This is a genomic window from Pseudomonas sp. MONT-RG-20F-20-E-7-02 (genome assembly GCF_022662395.1).
Lineage (GTDB): Bacteria > Pseudomonadota > Gammaproteobacteria > Pseudomonadales > Pseudomonadaceae > Aquipseudomonas.
The window spans coordinates 14,827-30,540 of sequence record NZ_JAKNQN010000005.1; the positions used below are offsets into that span (position 1 = coordinate 14,827).

General features: G+C 56.9%; 14 protein-coding genes. 9 read left to right on the top strand and 5 right to left on the bottom strand.

Annotation, left to right across the window (positions count from 1 at the left end; all coding sequences use genetic code 11):
• Positions 1-91: 91 nt before the first annotated feature.
• Both L8I05_RS15800 and L8I05_RS15805 read right to left on the bottom strand, forming a co-directional pair.
• The gene (locus tag L8I05_RS15800) at positions 92-796 is read right to left on the bottom strand and encodes a DUF3142 domain-containing protein (protein WP_242170066.1); all 705 of its coding nucleotides are present in this window, start codon (positions 794-796) and stop codon (positions 92-94) included.
• Entirely contained in the window at positions 793-2,958 is a 2,166-nt protein-coding gene (locus L8I05_RS15805; RefSeq protein WP_242170070.1) for an outer membrane assembly lipoprotein YfiO, read from the bottom strand. Before L8I05_RS15805 ends, L8I05_RS15800 begins: the two co-directional genes overlap by 4 nt.
• Positions 2,959-3,246: 288 nt before the next feature.
• Between L8I05_RS15805 and L8I05_RS15810 the strand changes: the two genes are divergently transcribed.
• From L8I05_RS15810 to L8I05_RS15820, 3 genes are all read left to right on the top strand, one after another.
• Positions 3,247-4,860 carry a glycosyltransferase family 39 protein gene (locus tag L8I05_RS15810; RefSeq protein WP_242170073.1) on the top strand — a complete coding sequence of 538 codons (1,614 nt, stop codon included), beginning with the start codon at positions 3,247-3,249 and terminating at the stop codon, positions 4,858-4,860.
• Positions 4,861-4,978: 118 nt separating this feature from the next.
• Positions 4,979-5,224, top strand: a complete 246-nt coding sequence (locus L8I05_RS15815) for a DUF2789 domain-containing protein (RefSeq protein ID WP_242170076.1) — start codon at positions 4,979-4,981, stop codon at positions 5,222-5,224.
• A 101-nt stretch (positions 5,225-5,325) separates the two neighbouring features.
• A complete protein-coding gene (locus tag L8I05_RS15820) occupies positions 5,326-6,795 on the top strand; it encodes a Fic family protein (protein WP_242170079.1) in 1,470 nt (489 codons plus the stop codon).
• Between the two features lie 3 nt (positions 6,796-6,798).
• Here L8I05_RS15820 and L8I05_RS15825 read toward each other — a convergent pair whose 3' ends face one another.
• Genes L8I05_RS15825 through L8I05_RS15835 form a run of 3 tightly spaced genes read right to left on the bottom strand, consistent with a single transcriptional unit; the run spans position 6,799 to position 9,369 of the window.
• Positions 6,799-8,292: a hypothetical protein gene (locus tag L8I05_RS15825; protein ID WP_242170082.1), complete on the bottom strand. Its 1,494-nt coding sequence runs from the start codon at positions 8,290-8,292 to the stop codon at positions 6,799-6,801.
• 1 nt (position 8,293) lies between these two features.
• Positions 8,294-8,950: a nucleoid-associated protein gene (locus L8I05_RS15830; protein WP_242170084.1), complete on the bottom strand. Its 657-nt coding sequence runs from the start codon at positions 8,948-8,950 to the stop codon at positions 8,294-8,296.
• Positions 8,951-8,976: 26 nt separating this feature from the next.
• Positions 8,977-9,369: a hypothetical protein gene (locus tag L8I05_RS15835; protein ID WP_242170086.1), complete on the bottom strand. Its 393-nt coding sequence runs from the start codon at positions 9,367-9,369 to the stop codon at positions 8,977-8,979.
• Positions 9,370-10,048: 679 nt separating this feature from the next.
• On the opposite strand from L8I05_RS15835, the gene L8I05_RS15840 reads away from it, so the two are divergent.
• The 6 genes from L8I05_RS15840 to L8I05_RS15865 all read left to right on the top strand — a co-directional run bounded on the left by L8I05_RS15840 (position 10,049) and on the right by L8I05_RS15865 (position 15,667).
• On the top strand, positions 10,049-10,315 hold the full coding sequence (locus tag L8I05_RS15840) for a hypothetical protein (RefSeq protein WP_242170088.1): 267 nt from the start codon (positions 10,049-10,051) through the stop codon (positions 10,313-10,315).
• A 304-nt stretch (positions 10,316-10,619) separates the two neighbouring features.
• Positions 10,620-11,036, top strand: a complete 417-nt coding sequence (locus L8I05_RS15845) for a MarR family transcriptional regulator (RefSeq protein ID WP_159953573.1) — start codon at positions 10,620-10,622, stop codon at positions 11,034-11,036.
• Positions 11,033-13,111 (top strand): FUSC family protein, encoded by a 2,079-nt coding sequence (locus tag L8I05_RS15850; RefSeq protein ID WP_242170090.1) that lies wholly within the window; start codon positions 11,033-11,035, stop codon positions 13,109-13,111. Before L8I05_RS15845 ends, L8I05_RS15850 begins: the two co-directional genes overlap by 4 nt.
• Entirely contained in the window at positions 13,108-13,317 is a 210-nt protein-coding gene (locus L8I05_RS15855) for a DUF1656 domain-containing protein (protein WP_016969155.1), read from the top strand. The genes L8I05_RS15850 and L8I05_RS15855 overlap by 4 nt, the downstream gene beginning before the upstream one ends.
• Positions 13,314-14,222 (top strand): efflux RND transporter periplasmic adaptor subunit, encoded by a 909-nt coding sequence (locus tag L8I05_RS15860; protein WP_159953575.1) that lies wholly within the window; start codon positions 13,314-13,316, stop codon positions 14,220-14,222. The genes L8I05_RS15855 and L8I05_RS15860 overlap by 4 nt, the downstream gene beginning before the upstream one ends.
• Entirely contained in the window at positions 14,219-15,667 is a 1,449-nt protein-coding gene (locus L8I05_RS15865; RefSeq protein WP_159953576.1) for a TolC family protein, read from the top strand. Before L8I05_RS15860 ends, L8I05_RS15865 begins: the two co-directional genes overlap by 4 nt.
• The last annotated feature ends 47 nt before the right edge of the window (positions 15,668-15,714 follow it).

Consider the following 15,714-nt stretch of genomic DNA (forward strand, 5'->3'; position numbering starts at 1 on the left):
AGCGGGCTTGCCCGCGATGAGGGCAGATCATTCAACATCCCTTTGACTGAACTGCCGCTATCGCGGGCAAGCCCGCTCCCACACGGGGTGATTACTGGTTTTGCAAAAACACCACATACCCGCGAAACCACTCATTCCCCTTCAAATACCCCGGCGCCTCCCACACGCCACCCTGAATCAGCCCCACCTTGAACGGCAATCCCAGCCGGTTCATGCGCGGCAAATACGCCGCGTAATCCGGGATGCTGTGGCGCCCTTGATAGGTCTGCACCACCACTTCATCCACCACGCCTTTGAGCTGGGCGATGGCGCTTGGGTCGGCGTTGCTGCTCCAGTCCATCAGCCCGGTGATGCTCAGCTTCAAGTCGGCGGGCAGGCGGTGGCGCAGGTCGCGCAGGAAGTCGGCGTATTCGTGCAGGTACTGGGTGCGGGCGTCGAAGTCGATCTGGATGCCGACCACCGGGTTGCCCGCGTCGCGCCAGCGTTGCACCTGGCCGAGCAGCTGGGTGTAGACCCGTTCCGGCCAGTGCAGGGTGTGGGCACGGTAGACCACCCAGACCTCGCCACGGGTGAGGCGCGGTATGCCGAGGCCCTGGGCGATCAGTTGCACGCCGCGCTCGGGTGCGCGGCGGGTGGAGTTGATCTGGCCTTGCAGGATGTACAGGGTGTTGGCCTGTTTGAGCACCGGCTGCGGGTTGACGCCACTCCACAGCCAGAAGGCGTCGTAGTCGCGAGCGTCCACGGCGCCAAAGGCCGGGCTTGCCAGCAGCAGCAAGCCGAGCCACAGGTGTTTCACCAGTAGTACTGCAGCGATTTGCCCCACTGGGTGTCGGCAAAACCGCTTTTCAGCTGGCGGAACCACGCCTTGCGCACGGCGGGCTCAACGTCATCGCCGCCGCAGCTGTTGTAGCCGGCCGGGGCATAGCAGTTGATGGCGCGGAACAGAGCGTAGGCCTTGTCGTTCTTCGGCGCCTTGGCGTTGGCGATCACCTGCTTGTAGCCGTTAAGCCGCGAGAACGTTTCTCCGGGGAATTGCGCCGCGGTGCTGCCCAGGCTGCCAGCGGCGCGTGCCTGTTCCAGGGGCATGCCGTCGAGGTTATTGCGCAGGATGAACTCACCGAAGCAGTTCAGGGCCTGCGGGTTTTTCGCATCGGTTTGCAAGGTGGCGGCGGTTTGCGCGATGGCCGGGCAGCTGTAGCCTGATTCGGCTTTGTCGCCGTTCCACTGGAACAGCTTCAAGCTCTGGCCGCCGCTGTAGACGTAGCCCAGGCTGGTGCCCAGTTTGTCCTCAGGTGCCGGCTTTGGTAGTTGCTTGAGGTCATCGGCGAAGGTGGCGAACTGGCCGCGCAGCAAGTCTTTATAGAGCAGTACGAATTGCGCGGTCTGGCGTTCCACCGGGTCGTCGGCCTTGGCGATCTGCTGGCGCAGCAAGTCCGGCCCGGCAACGTTGCGCAGCAGGATATAACGCACTTGCTTGGCGCTGATTGGCGAATCCGCCGCGAACACCTTGGCCAACTGGCCGCTGCGCTCGTAGTTGAGGGCCAGGGCCAATTCCAACTGGTCGCGTTGCAGCGGTAATTTGGCCAGCGGCAGCAGTTGCAGCCACAGGTCTTGTGCGCCTTTCCAGTCTTGCTTGGCTTCCAGTGCCAGGGCGCGCAGGGTTTGTTGGCTGAAGGCGAAGTAATTCAGGCTCGACGGCACGCTTTGCGGCAACTGTTTCAAGGCGGCATCCGGTTGATGCTCGACGTACAGCGCGCTCACGGCTAACAGGTAGTCGTAAAACGCCGGCTCATCGGCAAACGCTGCCTTTTGCTTCTCAAGGTCTGCGCGGCTGAGCGCGGGCTGGTTGCCGCCACGCATTACCATCAGGTCGCTGACGAGCTGGATCATCGGCGTCTTGACGGTGTCGCTGTTGACCATCAACAGCTTGAGGTCGGCCTCTTCGACCAATTCATCCACCGACACATTGCGCTGCTCGTCGGTGGCCTGGGTCAGTTGCCAGGCAAATGCTTCGGCGAGTTTTTCGTTGTCGTCCGCCAGCCAGTAGACCCGGCGCAGCAAGCCGCGTGCAGAGGCGCTGTAGTCGCCCTGTGGATAAGTTTTCAGATAAGTGTCGAAACCCTTTTCGGCCTCGGCGAGCGCAGGTTTATCCACACGGTCGAGGTGCGGCACGCCGTCTTCGTCATAGGTGTTGGCCTGGGCCTGGTTGAGTGCGTTGCGCGCGGTCATGTACAGCGCGGTTTCTTTCAGCCAGGGCGAAGTGGCGTTCTGAGTGGTGACGAAGCCAGGCCCGGCGTCGGTGAAGCGGCCGGTGTAGAAGTCGGCGGCGGCTTGCAGGTACGTGCGAAACAGCTGGCCTTCGCTCGATTGGATAGCTTGCGGCGGCTCGACCACCGGGCCTACCCATTCGCAGGCGGTGAGCAATTGCAGGCGCGCCTTCACCAGCAGATCGCGTTCGGCGGCTGGCATATCGGCCTTGATTACTTGGCGGATAAACGCGGCGGCGCTGTTCTCATCGTTGCTGCGGCAGCGGCTGCCTTCGCCATTGAGGAACGCATCGCCGGCGGCTTTAGCGTTGTCGCGCTTGATGCCCAGCGGTTCAAGCAGTGCATCGAGTGGCGAGGTTTTGGGGGCGTCGGATGGGCTGACGGGCTCGGCTTCGCCACGCGGCACCAGGCGATATACCGGGAACGGCACCGGGCCAAAACCTTCGGCCAGGTCATCTTCGCTCAAGGCATTGGGCGCCAGCGGCGCGGCTTTCTTGTCGGCCAGCAACAAGCGCAGGTTGGCCCGGCTGTCATTGCCTGGGCTCAGGAACGGCAGGTTATTGCAGGGGTCCAGCGTGTCACGCGACACCCGCCAGTCGGGGTAACACGAGTCGTCCGAACTGGCCTGGGCCGGTAGGGAAATGCCGGCAAGCAGGGCCAGTGCCAGGGGTGACAGAAAACCGATGCGCATGACGTGTCCTTGATCCTGAGTCCTTGGAGGGTGCCAATCATAGCTTGATCCGACAGCGGCTTCGGTGAAGGCCTACACAAATTGCTGATTTGTCCGATTTTTGGTCGTGGCAATGCTCAGCGAAATCCAGGCGCAGTTGCAGGTTTATGGGGTTCAAGTCAAATCCCGCAGCGTGCCGCCCGACGGTTGCAAATCAGCGAGCGAAACCGGGGCTTTTGTCCTAGAGTGGCGCTTGTTTGCACGTGTGCAGGGTTTGCCCGGGAAATGGGCGGTATCAGGGGAATTGAGGTGCGACGGTCTGTGGTAGAGCAAGACGACAAAATTGGGACGTTTCCCGCAGTCAATCGCCTCTCGGGCGCCTGGGAAGGCGCCGGCTGGCTCAGCCGGTTGTGGTGGGTGCCGATTCTGGCGCTGGCCATGGCGGTGCGTTTTTATGGCCTGACCGCTTCGGCGATCTGGGGCGACGAAGGCTCGAGCCTGCTGCTCAGCGAGTACGCCATGGAGGACCTGTGGTTTCACGCCGCCCATGATGTGCACCCGCCGCTGTACTTCTTCATGCTGCGCGGTTGGATCGAGCTGTTTGGCGATGGGATCTGGTCGATTCGCGGCATGAGTGCCCTGCCCGGCGTAGCGGCGGTGGGGCTGGGCATCTGGCTCACGCGGCAACTGTCCACGCGTCGCGCTGCCGTGCTGGCGGGCGTGCTGTTGGCGTTGTTTCCAACGGCGGTGCGTTACAGCCAGGAAGTGCGCATGTACTCACTGCTGGCCGTGTGGTTGCTGGGCGCCACGCTGGCGCTGGTGTACTGGGTGCGCCAACCCGAGCGCACGCGTTACCTGGCTGCTTACATGCTGCTGATGGCGGCCGGGTTCTACACCCACTATTTCACCGCGCTGTGTGTGCTGGTGCATTGGGCTTACCTGGGCGTGTTGTGCCGCTCCCAGGCACCCGGCCAACGCTTGATCATTCGCCCGTCGTGGTGGTGCGCCAACGTGCTGATCGTCGCGTTGTACCTGCCATGGCTGCCGAACCTGCTGGACCTTATCCAACACGTTGAGCAGCTCAAGGTGGGCGGTGACATTGGCTGGGAAGATCCGGTTTCGCTGATTTCCGTGCCGTCGATGGTCTGGCAGTTCATGCTTCAGGATGAAGGTATTGGCTTCTGGCCGCCGCTGTTCTGGCTGTTCCCTGTGTTGTTGATCACGGTGGTGGGTGCCACCGCCTGGCGTGATCGTGAGCGCTATCGCCCGGCTTGCCTGCTGGCGCTGTTCTTTTTATTGCCGCTGCTGCTGGTGTATGCGGTGTCGTTTGTTTCGCCGGTGTTCATCGAGCGCTACCTGACGGTGTATGCACTGGGCTTGCCGATTCTGGTGGCGTTGGCCATCGACCGCTTGCCCCCGCGCTTGGCATGGCTGGGCGCGGCGTTGTTCGTACTGTTCGTCGGCGTGGAACTGCTGGGCCTGAAGAACAACGCCGCTGTGGACGAGCATGATCAATTCAACGTGCCGGTGGAGTTCGTCAATCGCAATTACCAGGAAGACGACCGCATCGTTCTCAGTGACATGATGTGGTACCTGAGCTACGTGTATTACGACCAGACCGACGCCCAATTGCAGCTCTTCACCCCACCCAAACCCGACGGTACCCCGACCCGACCGAACGCCTACGGCTTCGGCACGTTGGTGGATCAGGACGGCGGGCGTATTTACCTGGACCGTTTGTCGGCATTGCCCGCCGATACGCACCGTGTATGGCTGATCAGCAGCAATGAAATGCCGGATGATTTCGCCCCGATTCCCGCCGACTGGCGCCAGCTTTTGCAACAGGACGGCGGCGGGGCACGGGCGCGCTTGTTTGTGCTGTGTCGCGGGCCAGAGGCCTCGCAGCCCGAGGGTTGCCGTTAATCAAGCAGCGGCATTAAGTACATGCCCGGAACACCTGTACCGGGCCAATCCCTTGCGGTTGTTGGCCTGGCTGGCGCGTGGGCTAGACTCGCAGGAAACGTCTTCACAGGAGCCATCCATGGAATCGCCAGTGCACAGCCTGCCGTCACTGTTCAAACAGCTTGGGCTGCCGGATGACCCGGTGAGTATTGAGCAGTTTGTGACGGTTCATTCACCGCTGAAGCCTGAACTGCACCTGGCGGATGCGTTTTTCTGGACGCCCAGTCAGAGCGCGTTTTTGCGCGAAGAGATTCGAGAGGATGCCGACTGGGCAGAGGTGGTGGATGAGCTGAATGTGTTGTTGCGGAGAGGGCGTGAGGTGTAAAAAAATCTTTTCAACAAGACGGTTTTGTAAAAAAAAATAGTGAGTGGTAAAAAAATCTGAGCTTTAATCGCCTCAGTGATTTTTTTCTGGGGGGATTCACCTTGGCAACAATCGGCTATGCCCATCTTTGTGAGGCGCTGGATTTAAAGGTTATCGCGCCTCGTCGCGTGGCGATGATTAAGCCTGTGACCAGAATCACGCTGATCGGAAATTGTCTGGCTGTACCCGCCGCCGTGGCGCCCGCGCAACATGCATTGTTTGAGCATGTGCTGTTTGCACTTAAACATGAAGGTATAAATCTAGCCGTACTCGCCCAAGCTTTTGAACGGCTTGGGCCAGAGCCATTTCTCGCTGGGTTGGCAGAGTCGCCCAATGGTTCGTTTATCCGCAAAGCCTGTTTTCTATGGGAGGGTTTTACAGGGCAGGCTCTGGATTATGCCGTTCCTGTTCGGGGACGCGTCGTTGCTTTATTCGACCCTGAACGCTATGTAACCGGCCCTAGCATCCGTAACAGTCGCTGGCGCGTGGACTTCAACGGTTTGGGGTCTCTGCATTACTGTGCCACCGTGGAGCGAACGCCCGAGGTGGATGCGTTGTTGTCGCTTGATGTGCTGGGCCGCGCCAAGTCCTTCATGGCCACCCTGCCTCCCGAAATGATGGACCGTGCGATTCAGTGGGCCTATCTCCACGAAACACGCGACTCGTTCGCCATCGAAAAAGAACAACCCAGCGAAGAAAAATCCCGCCGCTTTGTTCAGCTGTTACGCCAGGCTCACGAAGGCCGGCTGCTGACTGAGGATTACCTGGTGGAGCTGCAAAACAGCACCGTCTCCAACCCCTTCGATAAAGCTGCCGCGTTTCGTCACGAACAAAACCACCTCCACAACGGCCTTCGCGGTGCTGCGGGCGTGAGCTATGTGCCACCGGCTGCTGAACTGTGTAAGGAACTGATGGAAGAGCTGATGGCTTTCGCCAATCAGCCTGTACGCGAGGTCGACCCGCTTGTCGCGGCTGCCGTCACCGCGTTTGGCTTTGTATTCCTGCACCCTTTCATGGACGGCAATGGGCGCCTGTCGCGGTTTTTGATCCATCAGACGCTCTGCCACTACGGCGCACTGGAAAATGGCCTGCTGTTGCCAGTGTCCGTTGCGATGAAGCACGAAGAACCCGCCTATCTGGAGGCACTCAAAACGTTCTCCCAACCGACGCGTGAATTCTGGAACGTCACGTGGCTGGACGGCGATCAAATGGCCTTCGACTTTGTTGGCCACCCGTCGATCTACCGCTATTGGGACGCTACCCGCTGCGTCGAATTCACCCTGCAGATGGCGCGCCGTGCACTGGAAGTGGAACTGCGCGAAGAAACTGAATTTCTCGGTCGCTACGACCAAGTCATCAAGGCCGTAAACCTGCGCTTCGACGTGCGTGGCAGTGATTTGTCGAAGCTGGTGATGATGTGCCTGGATAACGAAGGCAAGGTTTCGAAGCATCGACGCAAGCAGTTTCAGTACAGCGTGCCGGAGGAGGTGTTTGAGTTTATTGAGGAGGAAGCTCGCCAATTAAAGGAATAAGTTTTAGTGAAGAGTGGAGTAATAGCTTTGCATCCTTAGTACTGTCATAAGCAAAAAAATGATAAAAAGAGATGCAGCCCATAAAACGCGAGTTTGATTACCTCTGCTATTGATATAATAGATGTCAGAGAGGTGATCTTGGTCATCATTCAAGATTCTAGCTAAGTCTTTTTCAGAAATTAGATCTTTATATCTAGTCTTTATATTGATATATGAATTTTGGAGCTTGGAGCGTTCTTCGGCTAGCTCATTCATTGAGTAGAAGCACACTAATATTGAAATGCTTAAAAAAGCGACGAATATCCAGTAAATTTCTTGCGTGACCTCTAACGTTGGAGTTTTACCACTGACTATTCTGAAAAGAAATATTGAAAAAAAGAAAGAATAAATGGCAAATATAGATGACCTGAAAGCAGTGCCGACATTTTTTGCCAAATCACTTGCCTTTTCCGAAGATTTTTGAACGGATTCTGATATCTTGTTTTTGATTTCTATATATTGCTTTAGATTATCTTTTAAGTAAATTTGATAACCAGAGCTGATCGAAGCAATGGTTTCCTGAGGGACAGATATGAAAGAATCTTTTTCAAGATGAATTGAAATTATGTTTCGAGCTATTCCAATTTTGTCGATAGTGTTTCCGTCGTTATATATCCATTTATAAATTTCAAAAAAAATTATTGAAGCGTTTAGATCTGTTGAATTGATTTTCGATGCGCTAATTGTGTTTTCGATAGTTTTATAGCCGCTCAGCTTTAACGTGATGTCACCTGCTTCTAGGATTTTGGAATAGTCACAAATAAATATGAGTGATGAGGCCAAAAGTAAAAGGGTAAAAATTTTTTGTATTTCTGGCGGTATAGAACCTGTAGCAGCCATGAAATCTTCTAGAATGAAATTGTGTCGAGCCGAGGTTGCGAAATTTGTTGATTTTTCTCTTTTTAAAAGAAGTTCGTCTCGAATTACTTTGGATTGTATTTGTGGAGAGGATGTACCTGGGTTTTCAAAAGAGAAAAGCGCCGTTGAAAAGTTTGGAGTTTTGTCAAGCACCTCAAGAGTGTTGGCTTTTTCAGAAAGATTTTTTATTTTAAGGAGCGAAGCTTCAATCGATTTGTCATTCCAAAACTTCGAAATTGCTTCAATTGAATATATTGATATTTTCTGATGGCTTGAAGTTTTTGTTATTTTAATTGTGATTTTTGTGCTTTCATTTCCTACATGAAGGAGATTGAATCCTATATTTTTTACGAAAACTTCCAGCTCACTCTGTTTGCCCCCCTCAAGAACGTCGTTGTCCTCAGTATGGTTATATTGTATGGATATCTTAGGCCTATCCCGCTCCGGCACACTCGAAATTGCTTCGGATAGCTTATCTGTGTCAGGTGTATGGAGCTCTTTGCAAGAGTATTTGGCAATATACTCAAAGTTGTTCTCGATCTCTGACTCTAGAGTGTAGTTATTAGTTAATGTTAAAATTATCGAATCTTTGATTTTCATTTCAATCTTCCTGCTTGTGGAACTCGTTGTATCCTTCTTCAGAGTAGATTTTTAAGAATTTTCGTCCATCCGTATCTTCTCCGGTATCAAATGTCTCATCGTGATTTTTGATTTCTCCCGTTATCCGCAGTTCAAGGTTTTCTGCCAAATTTATTTGTTTTTTTATTTTTGCTTTTATAATATTTGCTGCTATCTCGAATTGTGGATCAAATCCTGACTTTGTAGGCAATGCACATAAGTCAGTGATGAGTTTTTGCATGTTAATTTCGGAGTTGTCGGGTGTATATGATGTAAATGCTTGATCAATTAGAGCTTGTATTTGAAAATTTTGATTGGTTCTGAAGTAGCTGACTAAGGCGTTGCGTAATGTCCAGTAATCGCTATTAGAGACTTTTTTTACCGCGGAAATAAGCAGTTTCTCTACAGCTACAAATGCACTTTTGGTGTTTGTTTCAGGTGAAGATAAGGGCACAAGCTCTAAAAAGTCATTCCACCAATATTCTGAGATTTTTGCATTCGAATCGCCGACCCATATTTGCTCGACAATAGCGTCACTGATTCTCAGGATCGCACTTTTTTGTGCTATTTGTTTCTCTGGTAAACCTACCTTCCAATCAAAATTTTCATCTAGAAAACCAGCGTGATCTATTTTAAACAATAAAACATAGATTTCGTCATATAGCTCTATATGAGACTGAGGCTTCCCTTCCTAAGAGTAGTTATTTTTTGTAGTTTTTCTTGAGTCGTTCGTTCGACTCTATGTAAACGCTCAGCTGTTTGTCGAGAGGCAATGTCAAAGCTCGATGTTGTGAGTTGTTTGGAGAGTGTTGACATCTCGCAATGTTCGGAGGCGAAGCGATGCTCCTGACCTTTATGGTTTTTCAACATTCCTGCGGCAAGTTCTTTAATATAGGTTTGGATTTCTATTTTTTTCGGGTTCTTATAAGGGTCTGAAAGTTGGTCTTTTTCTAGGCTTATCTCAAATATAGACGTGTTCAGTATATTTATGATTTTTGGTATGAGCTTTTCATCAGTGACTTCGTCAGGTTGAGCTATTTCCGCAGCATTGGAGTTCATAATTTTGCTCTCTAATATTTATATTGTGGGAACAGAGGATGACTCTGCGGAAGTTGGCTCAATCGCCGCCATGCCGACGTAGAGTATTCTTTGGAGTGAAAAAAGCAACGAAACTATCACTTCCGTGAATGAATTGTTTTTTGAGTGCACTATATAACTTGCTTTGGGGTAAATAGTTGCCTTTCTCAAGCTCTATGCTCCATATGATTTTCTGCATCCATGCCGAGCGTGTCAAAAATAGGAATCTATATCTCAACTGGAGATTACCTATAGATGCTGAGAGAGGCCAGCATTTCGGCATCATCGTGACTACCGCCTCAAATATGGTTTTTCTGCCGCTGAGCCAGACTCCACGGCGATCCAGCGATAAATTGCGATTCACGCAAAGGCAGCCCCTTCACGATCCTTTGTTGCGAGGCGAGGGCGCGATCTCTATAGTTCCGCTGTCGCCGCACATCGGCGATCGGATTTGGCGATCCGCATTCTATGACGCGTTACAGCGCTCTAACTCCATGTTCACCGTTTGGCGAATGCATGAGTTTTATGGCGGCTGTGCGCGGGAGATCTTCGGATCTGCCGGGTTTCATAGATAACCGGTTCGCCAACCTGCGTACAGCTGCCACCCATACTCGTTTGGCGACGGGACGGGTGGTTCAAACCCTATCTATGAGGTTTTAAGATGGACCAATTCAAACCGCTTCAAACCAATCCCACCAGTGTTCCCGTTCTGGCTTTCAATACCTTCGCACCGTCACACCTGCTCCACGAAACGGCTCGTTGCCGCGTGCGTATCGGCACTGAGCTGTTGGAAACCCTTACCTCAGCCAAAGATGACCAGAACCTCCATCATTTAGTAACAGCGGCGCTGGTTTCTCTACGTGATGGTCTGGACATGATGGGTGAAGTTCAGCGCCGCCTGGATGCTCAGGTCGAACAGCAGACCTGAAGCCTGCACTGATCCAAATGTGGGGGGCTTGCTCGCGAATGCGGTGTGTCAGCTGGCCAATTCGGCGACTGATCCACCGCCTTCGCGAGCAAGCCCGCTCCCACATTCGTTTCGTGGTGTTGCAGTAGTCGCTGAAAAACCAACACCCGCGCGCAAACCCGCTTTACTTACCCATACCTTCCCGCACCACCCATCATAAATTTGTTTCAAAACTTGACGGCTTTGGATCCATCCACCATATTGATAGTTAGCAAACTAACTGTATGCGAACACTCCAGTGCCTCACACCCTCGAACAACTCCAGATGAACCTCAGCAGCAGCATGGTGGTGGGCGCCCGTAACTGGCGCAAAATCTGCCAGACCACGCTGGTGAGCTACGGTATTTCCGAAGCCTGCGCCGTGCCGTTGTTGATGATCGGCCGCTTGGGCGATGGTGTGCACCAAGTAAAGGTCGCCCAGGCCTCCGGCATGGAAAGCCCGTCGCTGGTGCGCCTGCTCGATCAGCTGTGCGCAGGCGGCTACGTGTGCCGTACCGAAGACGTGCACGACCGCCGCGCCAAGGCGTTGAGCCTGACCGAGCGCGGCCGTGAGCTGGTGCAAGCGGTGGAGGTGCAACTGGTGCGCCTGCGCAAAGACGTGTTGGCGGACATTGCCCAAAGCGATCTTGAAGCGGCGTTGCGTGTACTGCGGGCCTTTGAGGCGGCTGAGGCAACCTCTTGAACGGATTTTTTACCGGTTTCCCGCCCGCTCGCGACTGGTTCTACGGGGTACGTACGTTCGCCGCGTCGATGATCGCGCTGTACATCGCCATGCTCATGCAAATGCCGCGTCCGTATTGGGCGATGGCCACGGTGTATATCGTCTCCAGCCCGTTTGTCGGGCCCACCAGCTCCAAGGCGCTGTACCGCGCCATCGGCACCTTCATGGGCGCGGCGGCGGCGGTGGTTTTTGTGCCGATGTTCGTGCAGTCGCCGTATGTGCTGGTGGTGGTGATTGCGTTGTGGACCGGCATTCTGCTGTTCCTGTCCATGCACCTGCGCACCGCCAACAACTATGCCCTGATGCTGGCCGGCTACACCTTGCCGCTGATCGCGCTGCCCGTGGTGGACAACCCCCTGGCGGTGTGGGACGTAGCCGAGGCACGTACCGAAGAAATCTTCCTCGGCATCGCCGTGGCGGCCGTGGTGGGCGCGATGTTCTGGCCGCGTCGCTTGATGCCGGTGTTCGACGGCTCGGTGGCCAAGTGGTTTGCCGACGCGCAGGTCTACAGCCTGCGCTTCCTCACACGCAATGTGGACACCGAAGAAATCAGCACGCTGCGCAGCGGCATGGTCGCCACGTTCAACACCCTCGAATTGATGATCGGCCAGTTGCCCCACGAAGGCGCACGCCCGCAGACGGTGCGTAACACCAAAGAACTGCGCGGGCGCATGATTCACCTGCTGCCAGTGGTGGACGCGCTCGACGACGCGCTGTATGCCATCGAACACCGCGCGCCGGAGTTTCTCGAGCGCATCACGCCGGTGCTGGAGGCCACCCGCCAATGGCTGGAAACCACCACGCAAACTGCCCCGCTGGAAAGCTGGCGCGTGCTGCGTGACCAGGTCGACGCCCTGCAACCCCAAGGCGAGGCGCTGGACGACCGCCACACGCTGCTGTTCTCTAACGCGCTGTATCGCCTGGCGGAGTGGATCGACCTGTGGCAAGACTGCCGCAGCCTGCAAGCCGCCATCCAGTGCGAAAGCCAGGACACCTGGCGTGCCGTGTACCGCCACTGGCGCCTGGGCCGGCTTACGCCGTTCCTCGACCGTGGCCTGATGTTCTACTCGGCGTTTTCCACCGTCACCGCGATCATCGTCGCCTCGGTGCTGTGGATTCTGCTGGGCTGGACCGACGGCGGCAGCGCAGTGATTCTGGCGGCCGTGGCCTGCAGCTTTTTCGCCTCGATGGACGACCCGGCGCCGCAGATCTACCGGTTCTTTTTCTGGACCGCGATGTCGGTGTTGTTCGCCAGCCTCTACCTGTTTCTGGTGCTGCCGAACCTGCACGATTTCCCGATGCTGGTGCTGGCGTTTGCGGTGCCGTTTATTTGCATCGGCACGCTCACCGTGCAGCCGCGTTTCTACCTCGGCATGCTGCTGACGCTGGTGAACACCTCGTCGTTTATCAGCATCCAGGGCGCGTATGACGCGGACTTCCTGAACTTTGCCAACGTCAACCTGGCCGGGCCTGTGGGCCTGTTGTTCGCCTTTGTGTGGACGTTGATTGCGCGGCCGTTCGGCGCCGAACTCGCGGCCAAGCGCCTGACCCGGTTCAGCTGGCGCGACATCGTCACCCTGACCGAGCCTGCGACCCTGGCCGAACATCGGCACATGGCCGTGCAAATGCTCGACCGCCTGATGCAGCACCTGCCGCGCCTGGCGCTGATCAACCAGGACACCGGCACCGCCCTGCGTGATTTGCGCGTGGCACTGAACCTGCTCGACCTGCTGGCCTACTCGCCACGCATCTACGGCGTGCCACGGGTGTTGCTCAACCAGGTCGTCGAAGGCGTTGGCGGTTACTTCAAGGCGTGCCTGAAGGCCGGTGAACGCTTGCCCGCGCCAAGCGGTCTGCTGATGACACTCGACCGCACGCGCCGCGCCCTCAACGGCCAAGGCTTGCAAGACGAAGACGATACCCGCCTGCATCTGCTGCACGCACTGGCCGGCTTGCGCCTGTCGTTGCTGCCGGGCGTGGAATTTATTGGCGGCACCGAAATGGAAGCGCCGCTGCCTGATGGAGCGCCTTTATGATCGGTGATCTGGATATCAGCGGGGTGTTCCTGCCTACGCTGCTGGTGCTGATGGGCATTACGTACGTGTTGTTTCTGGTGGTGCACGGGCTGTTGACGCGCATTCACTTCTATCGCCTGGTCTGGCACCGGGCATTGTTCAATGTGGGGCTCTACGCGCTGTTGCTCGGCGCGGTGGACTCACTCAGTCGATACCTCATGACATGAAAAAACCTTTTTTGACCATCGGCCGTGTTGTCCTGACGTTATTGATAGTGACCTTCGCTGTCGTCGTTGTGTGGCGCATGGTCATGTACTACATGTTTGCGCCCTGGACCCGTGACGGGCATATCCGTGCCGACATCGTGCAAATCGCCCCGGACGTGTCCGGGTTGATCCAGCAGGTCGACGTGCGCGACAACCAGTTGGTGACCAAGGGCCAGGTGCTCTTCGCCGTGGACCAGGACCGCTTCAAGCTGGCCCTGCGCCAAGCCCAGGCCGCCGTGGCCGACCGCCAGGAAACCCTGGCCCAGGCCCAACGCGAGTACAAGCGTAACCGTGGCCTTGGCAACCTGGTGCCGAGCGAGCAGTTGGAAGAAAGCCAATCCCGCGTGGCCCGTGCCCAATCGGCCCTGGCCGAGGCGCAGGTGACGGTGGACGCCGCCCAACTCAACCTCGACCGCTCGGTGATCCGCAGCCCGGTGGACGGCTACGTCAACGACCGCGCGCCGCGTGCTCAGGAGTTTGTCACCGCCGGGCGCCCGGTGTTGTCGGTGGTGGACAGCAACTCGTTCCACATCGACGGCTACTTCGAGGAGACCAAGCTCGACGGTATTCACGTCGGCATGGCCGTCGACATCCGTGTGATTGGTGACAACGCACGCTTGCGTGGCCATGTGCAAAGCATCGTCGCCGGTATCGAAGACCGCGACCGCAGCAGCGGCTCCAACCTGTTGCCTAACGTCAACCCGGCGTTCAGCTGGGTGCGGCTGGCCCAGCGGATTCCGGTGCGCATTGCTTTCGATGATGTGCCGGCAGACTTCCGCATGATCGCCGGGCGTACGGCGACGGTGTCGATCATCGACGACGAGACCGCCGCCAAAGAAAAAGCCCGGCAGGGAGAAAAACCATGAAACCGGCGGCGCTGCTGGCCACGGCCGGCTTGGGTTTGCTGCTGTCGGCCTGCCAGGTAGTCGGCCCGGATTACACACTGCCGGAGAAGTCCGCCATCAACCGCGGCGACCTGCAAGGGCAGATCGCGGGCGAGGGCCACAACGTGGTGTCGGCGCCGGTGCCGGCCGACTGGTGGAAACTCTACAAGGACCCGCGCCTGGATGAGCTGGTGCGTCAGGCCATGGCGTCCAACACCGACCTGCGTGTGGCCGCAGCCAACCTGCAACGCGCGCGCTTCCAGACCCAAGAGGCGCAATCCGCCGGTGGTTGGAGCGCTGGCGCAAAAGCTGAGGCCCAGCGTTTGCAGGAGTCGGGCGAAGCCTATTTGCTGACGGAAAAAGTCCCGGTGGCCAATATCGGCAGCGCCAGCATCAGCACGTCCTACCAGTTTGACTTGTTCGGCACCTTGCAACGCGGCATCGAAAGCGCCCAGGCCACCACCGACGCCGCTCAGGCGGCTGCGGATATTGCGCGCATTACGCTGGTCGCCGATGTGGTGCGCTCCTACACCCAAGTGTGTGCGGCCAACGAAGAACTGGCGATTGCCAACGAGTCCCTCGACCTGCAGGCCCAGAGCACCAAGCTCACCCAACGCCTGCGCGACGCCGGGCGCGGTGATGAAACCCAGGTGACGCGTTCGCAAACCCAATACAAATCCTTGCGTGCCGACATGCCGCGCTATGAAGCAGCGCGTCAGGCAGGCTTGTTCCGTTTGTCGATGCTGCTGGCCAAACCGGTCGACCAACTGCCGTCGGGCACCGGCACCTGCGCCGAGCTGCCGCACATCGCCCAGTTGCTGCCGGTGGGGGACGGCGCCGCGCTGCTCAAGCGCCGCCCCGACATTCGCCAGGCCGAACGCCAACTGGCTGCCGCCACCGCGCGTATCGGCGTGGCCACCGGCGCGCTGTACCCGGACATCAGCATCGGCGCCACGGTGGGCACTGTCGGTATTCTTGACGACTTGGGCACGCCGGCCACCAACCGCTGGGGCTTTGGCCCGCTGATCAGCTGGTCGGTGCCGACCAACGGCGCCCGCGCGCGCATCCACGAAGCCGAAGCCGCGACCCAGGGCGCCCTGGCGCATTTCGACGGCGTGGTGCTCAACGCCATCCGCGAAACCCAGACCGGCCTTGCGCAGTACACCGCGCAGTTGCAACGCCGCGACGCGCTGGCCGATGCCGGTGCGTCCGCCAAGGAAGCGTCGGAGCAGACGCACCGCTTCTTCCAGGCCGGTCGCGCGTCGTTCCTGGCCGACCTGCAAGCCACGCGCACCTACACCGATGTGCGTGCACAACTGGCGGCGGCGAACACCCAGGTTGCCATGAGCCAGATCGATCTGTTCCTGGCCTTGGGCGGTGGTTGGGAAAGCGGACGAACGCAAGCGTCACAGCCCGGCAAACCCTGAGCTAAAAGCTATGCTTTGTCAGGTGAGCCGCGGTGACGGCTCACCTG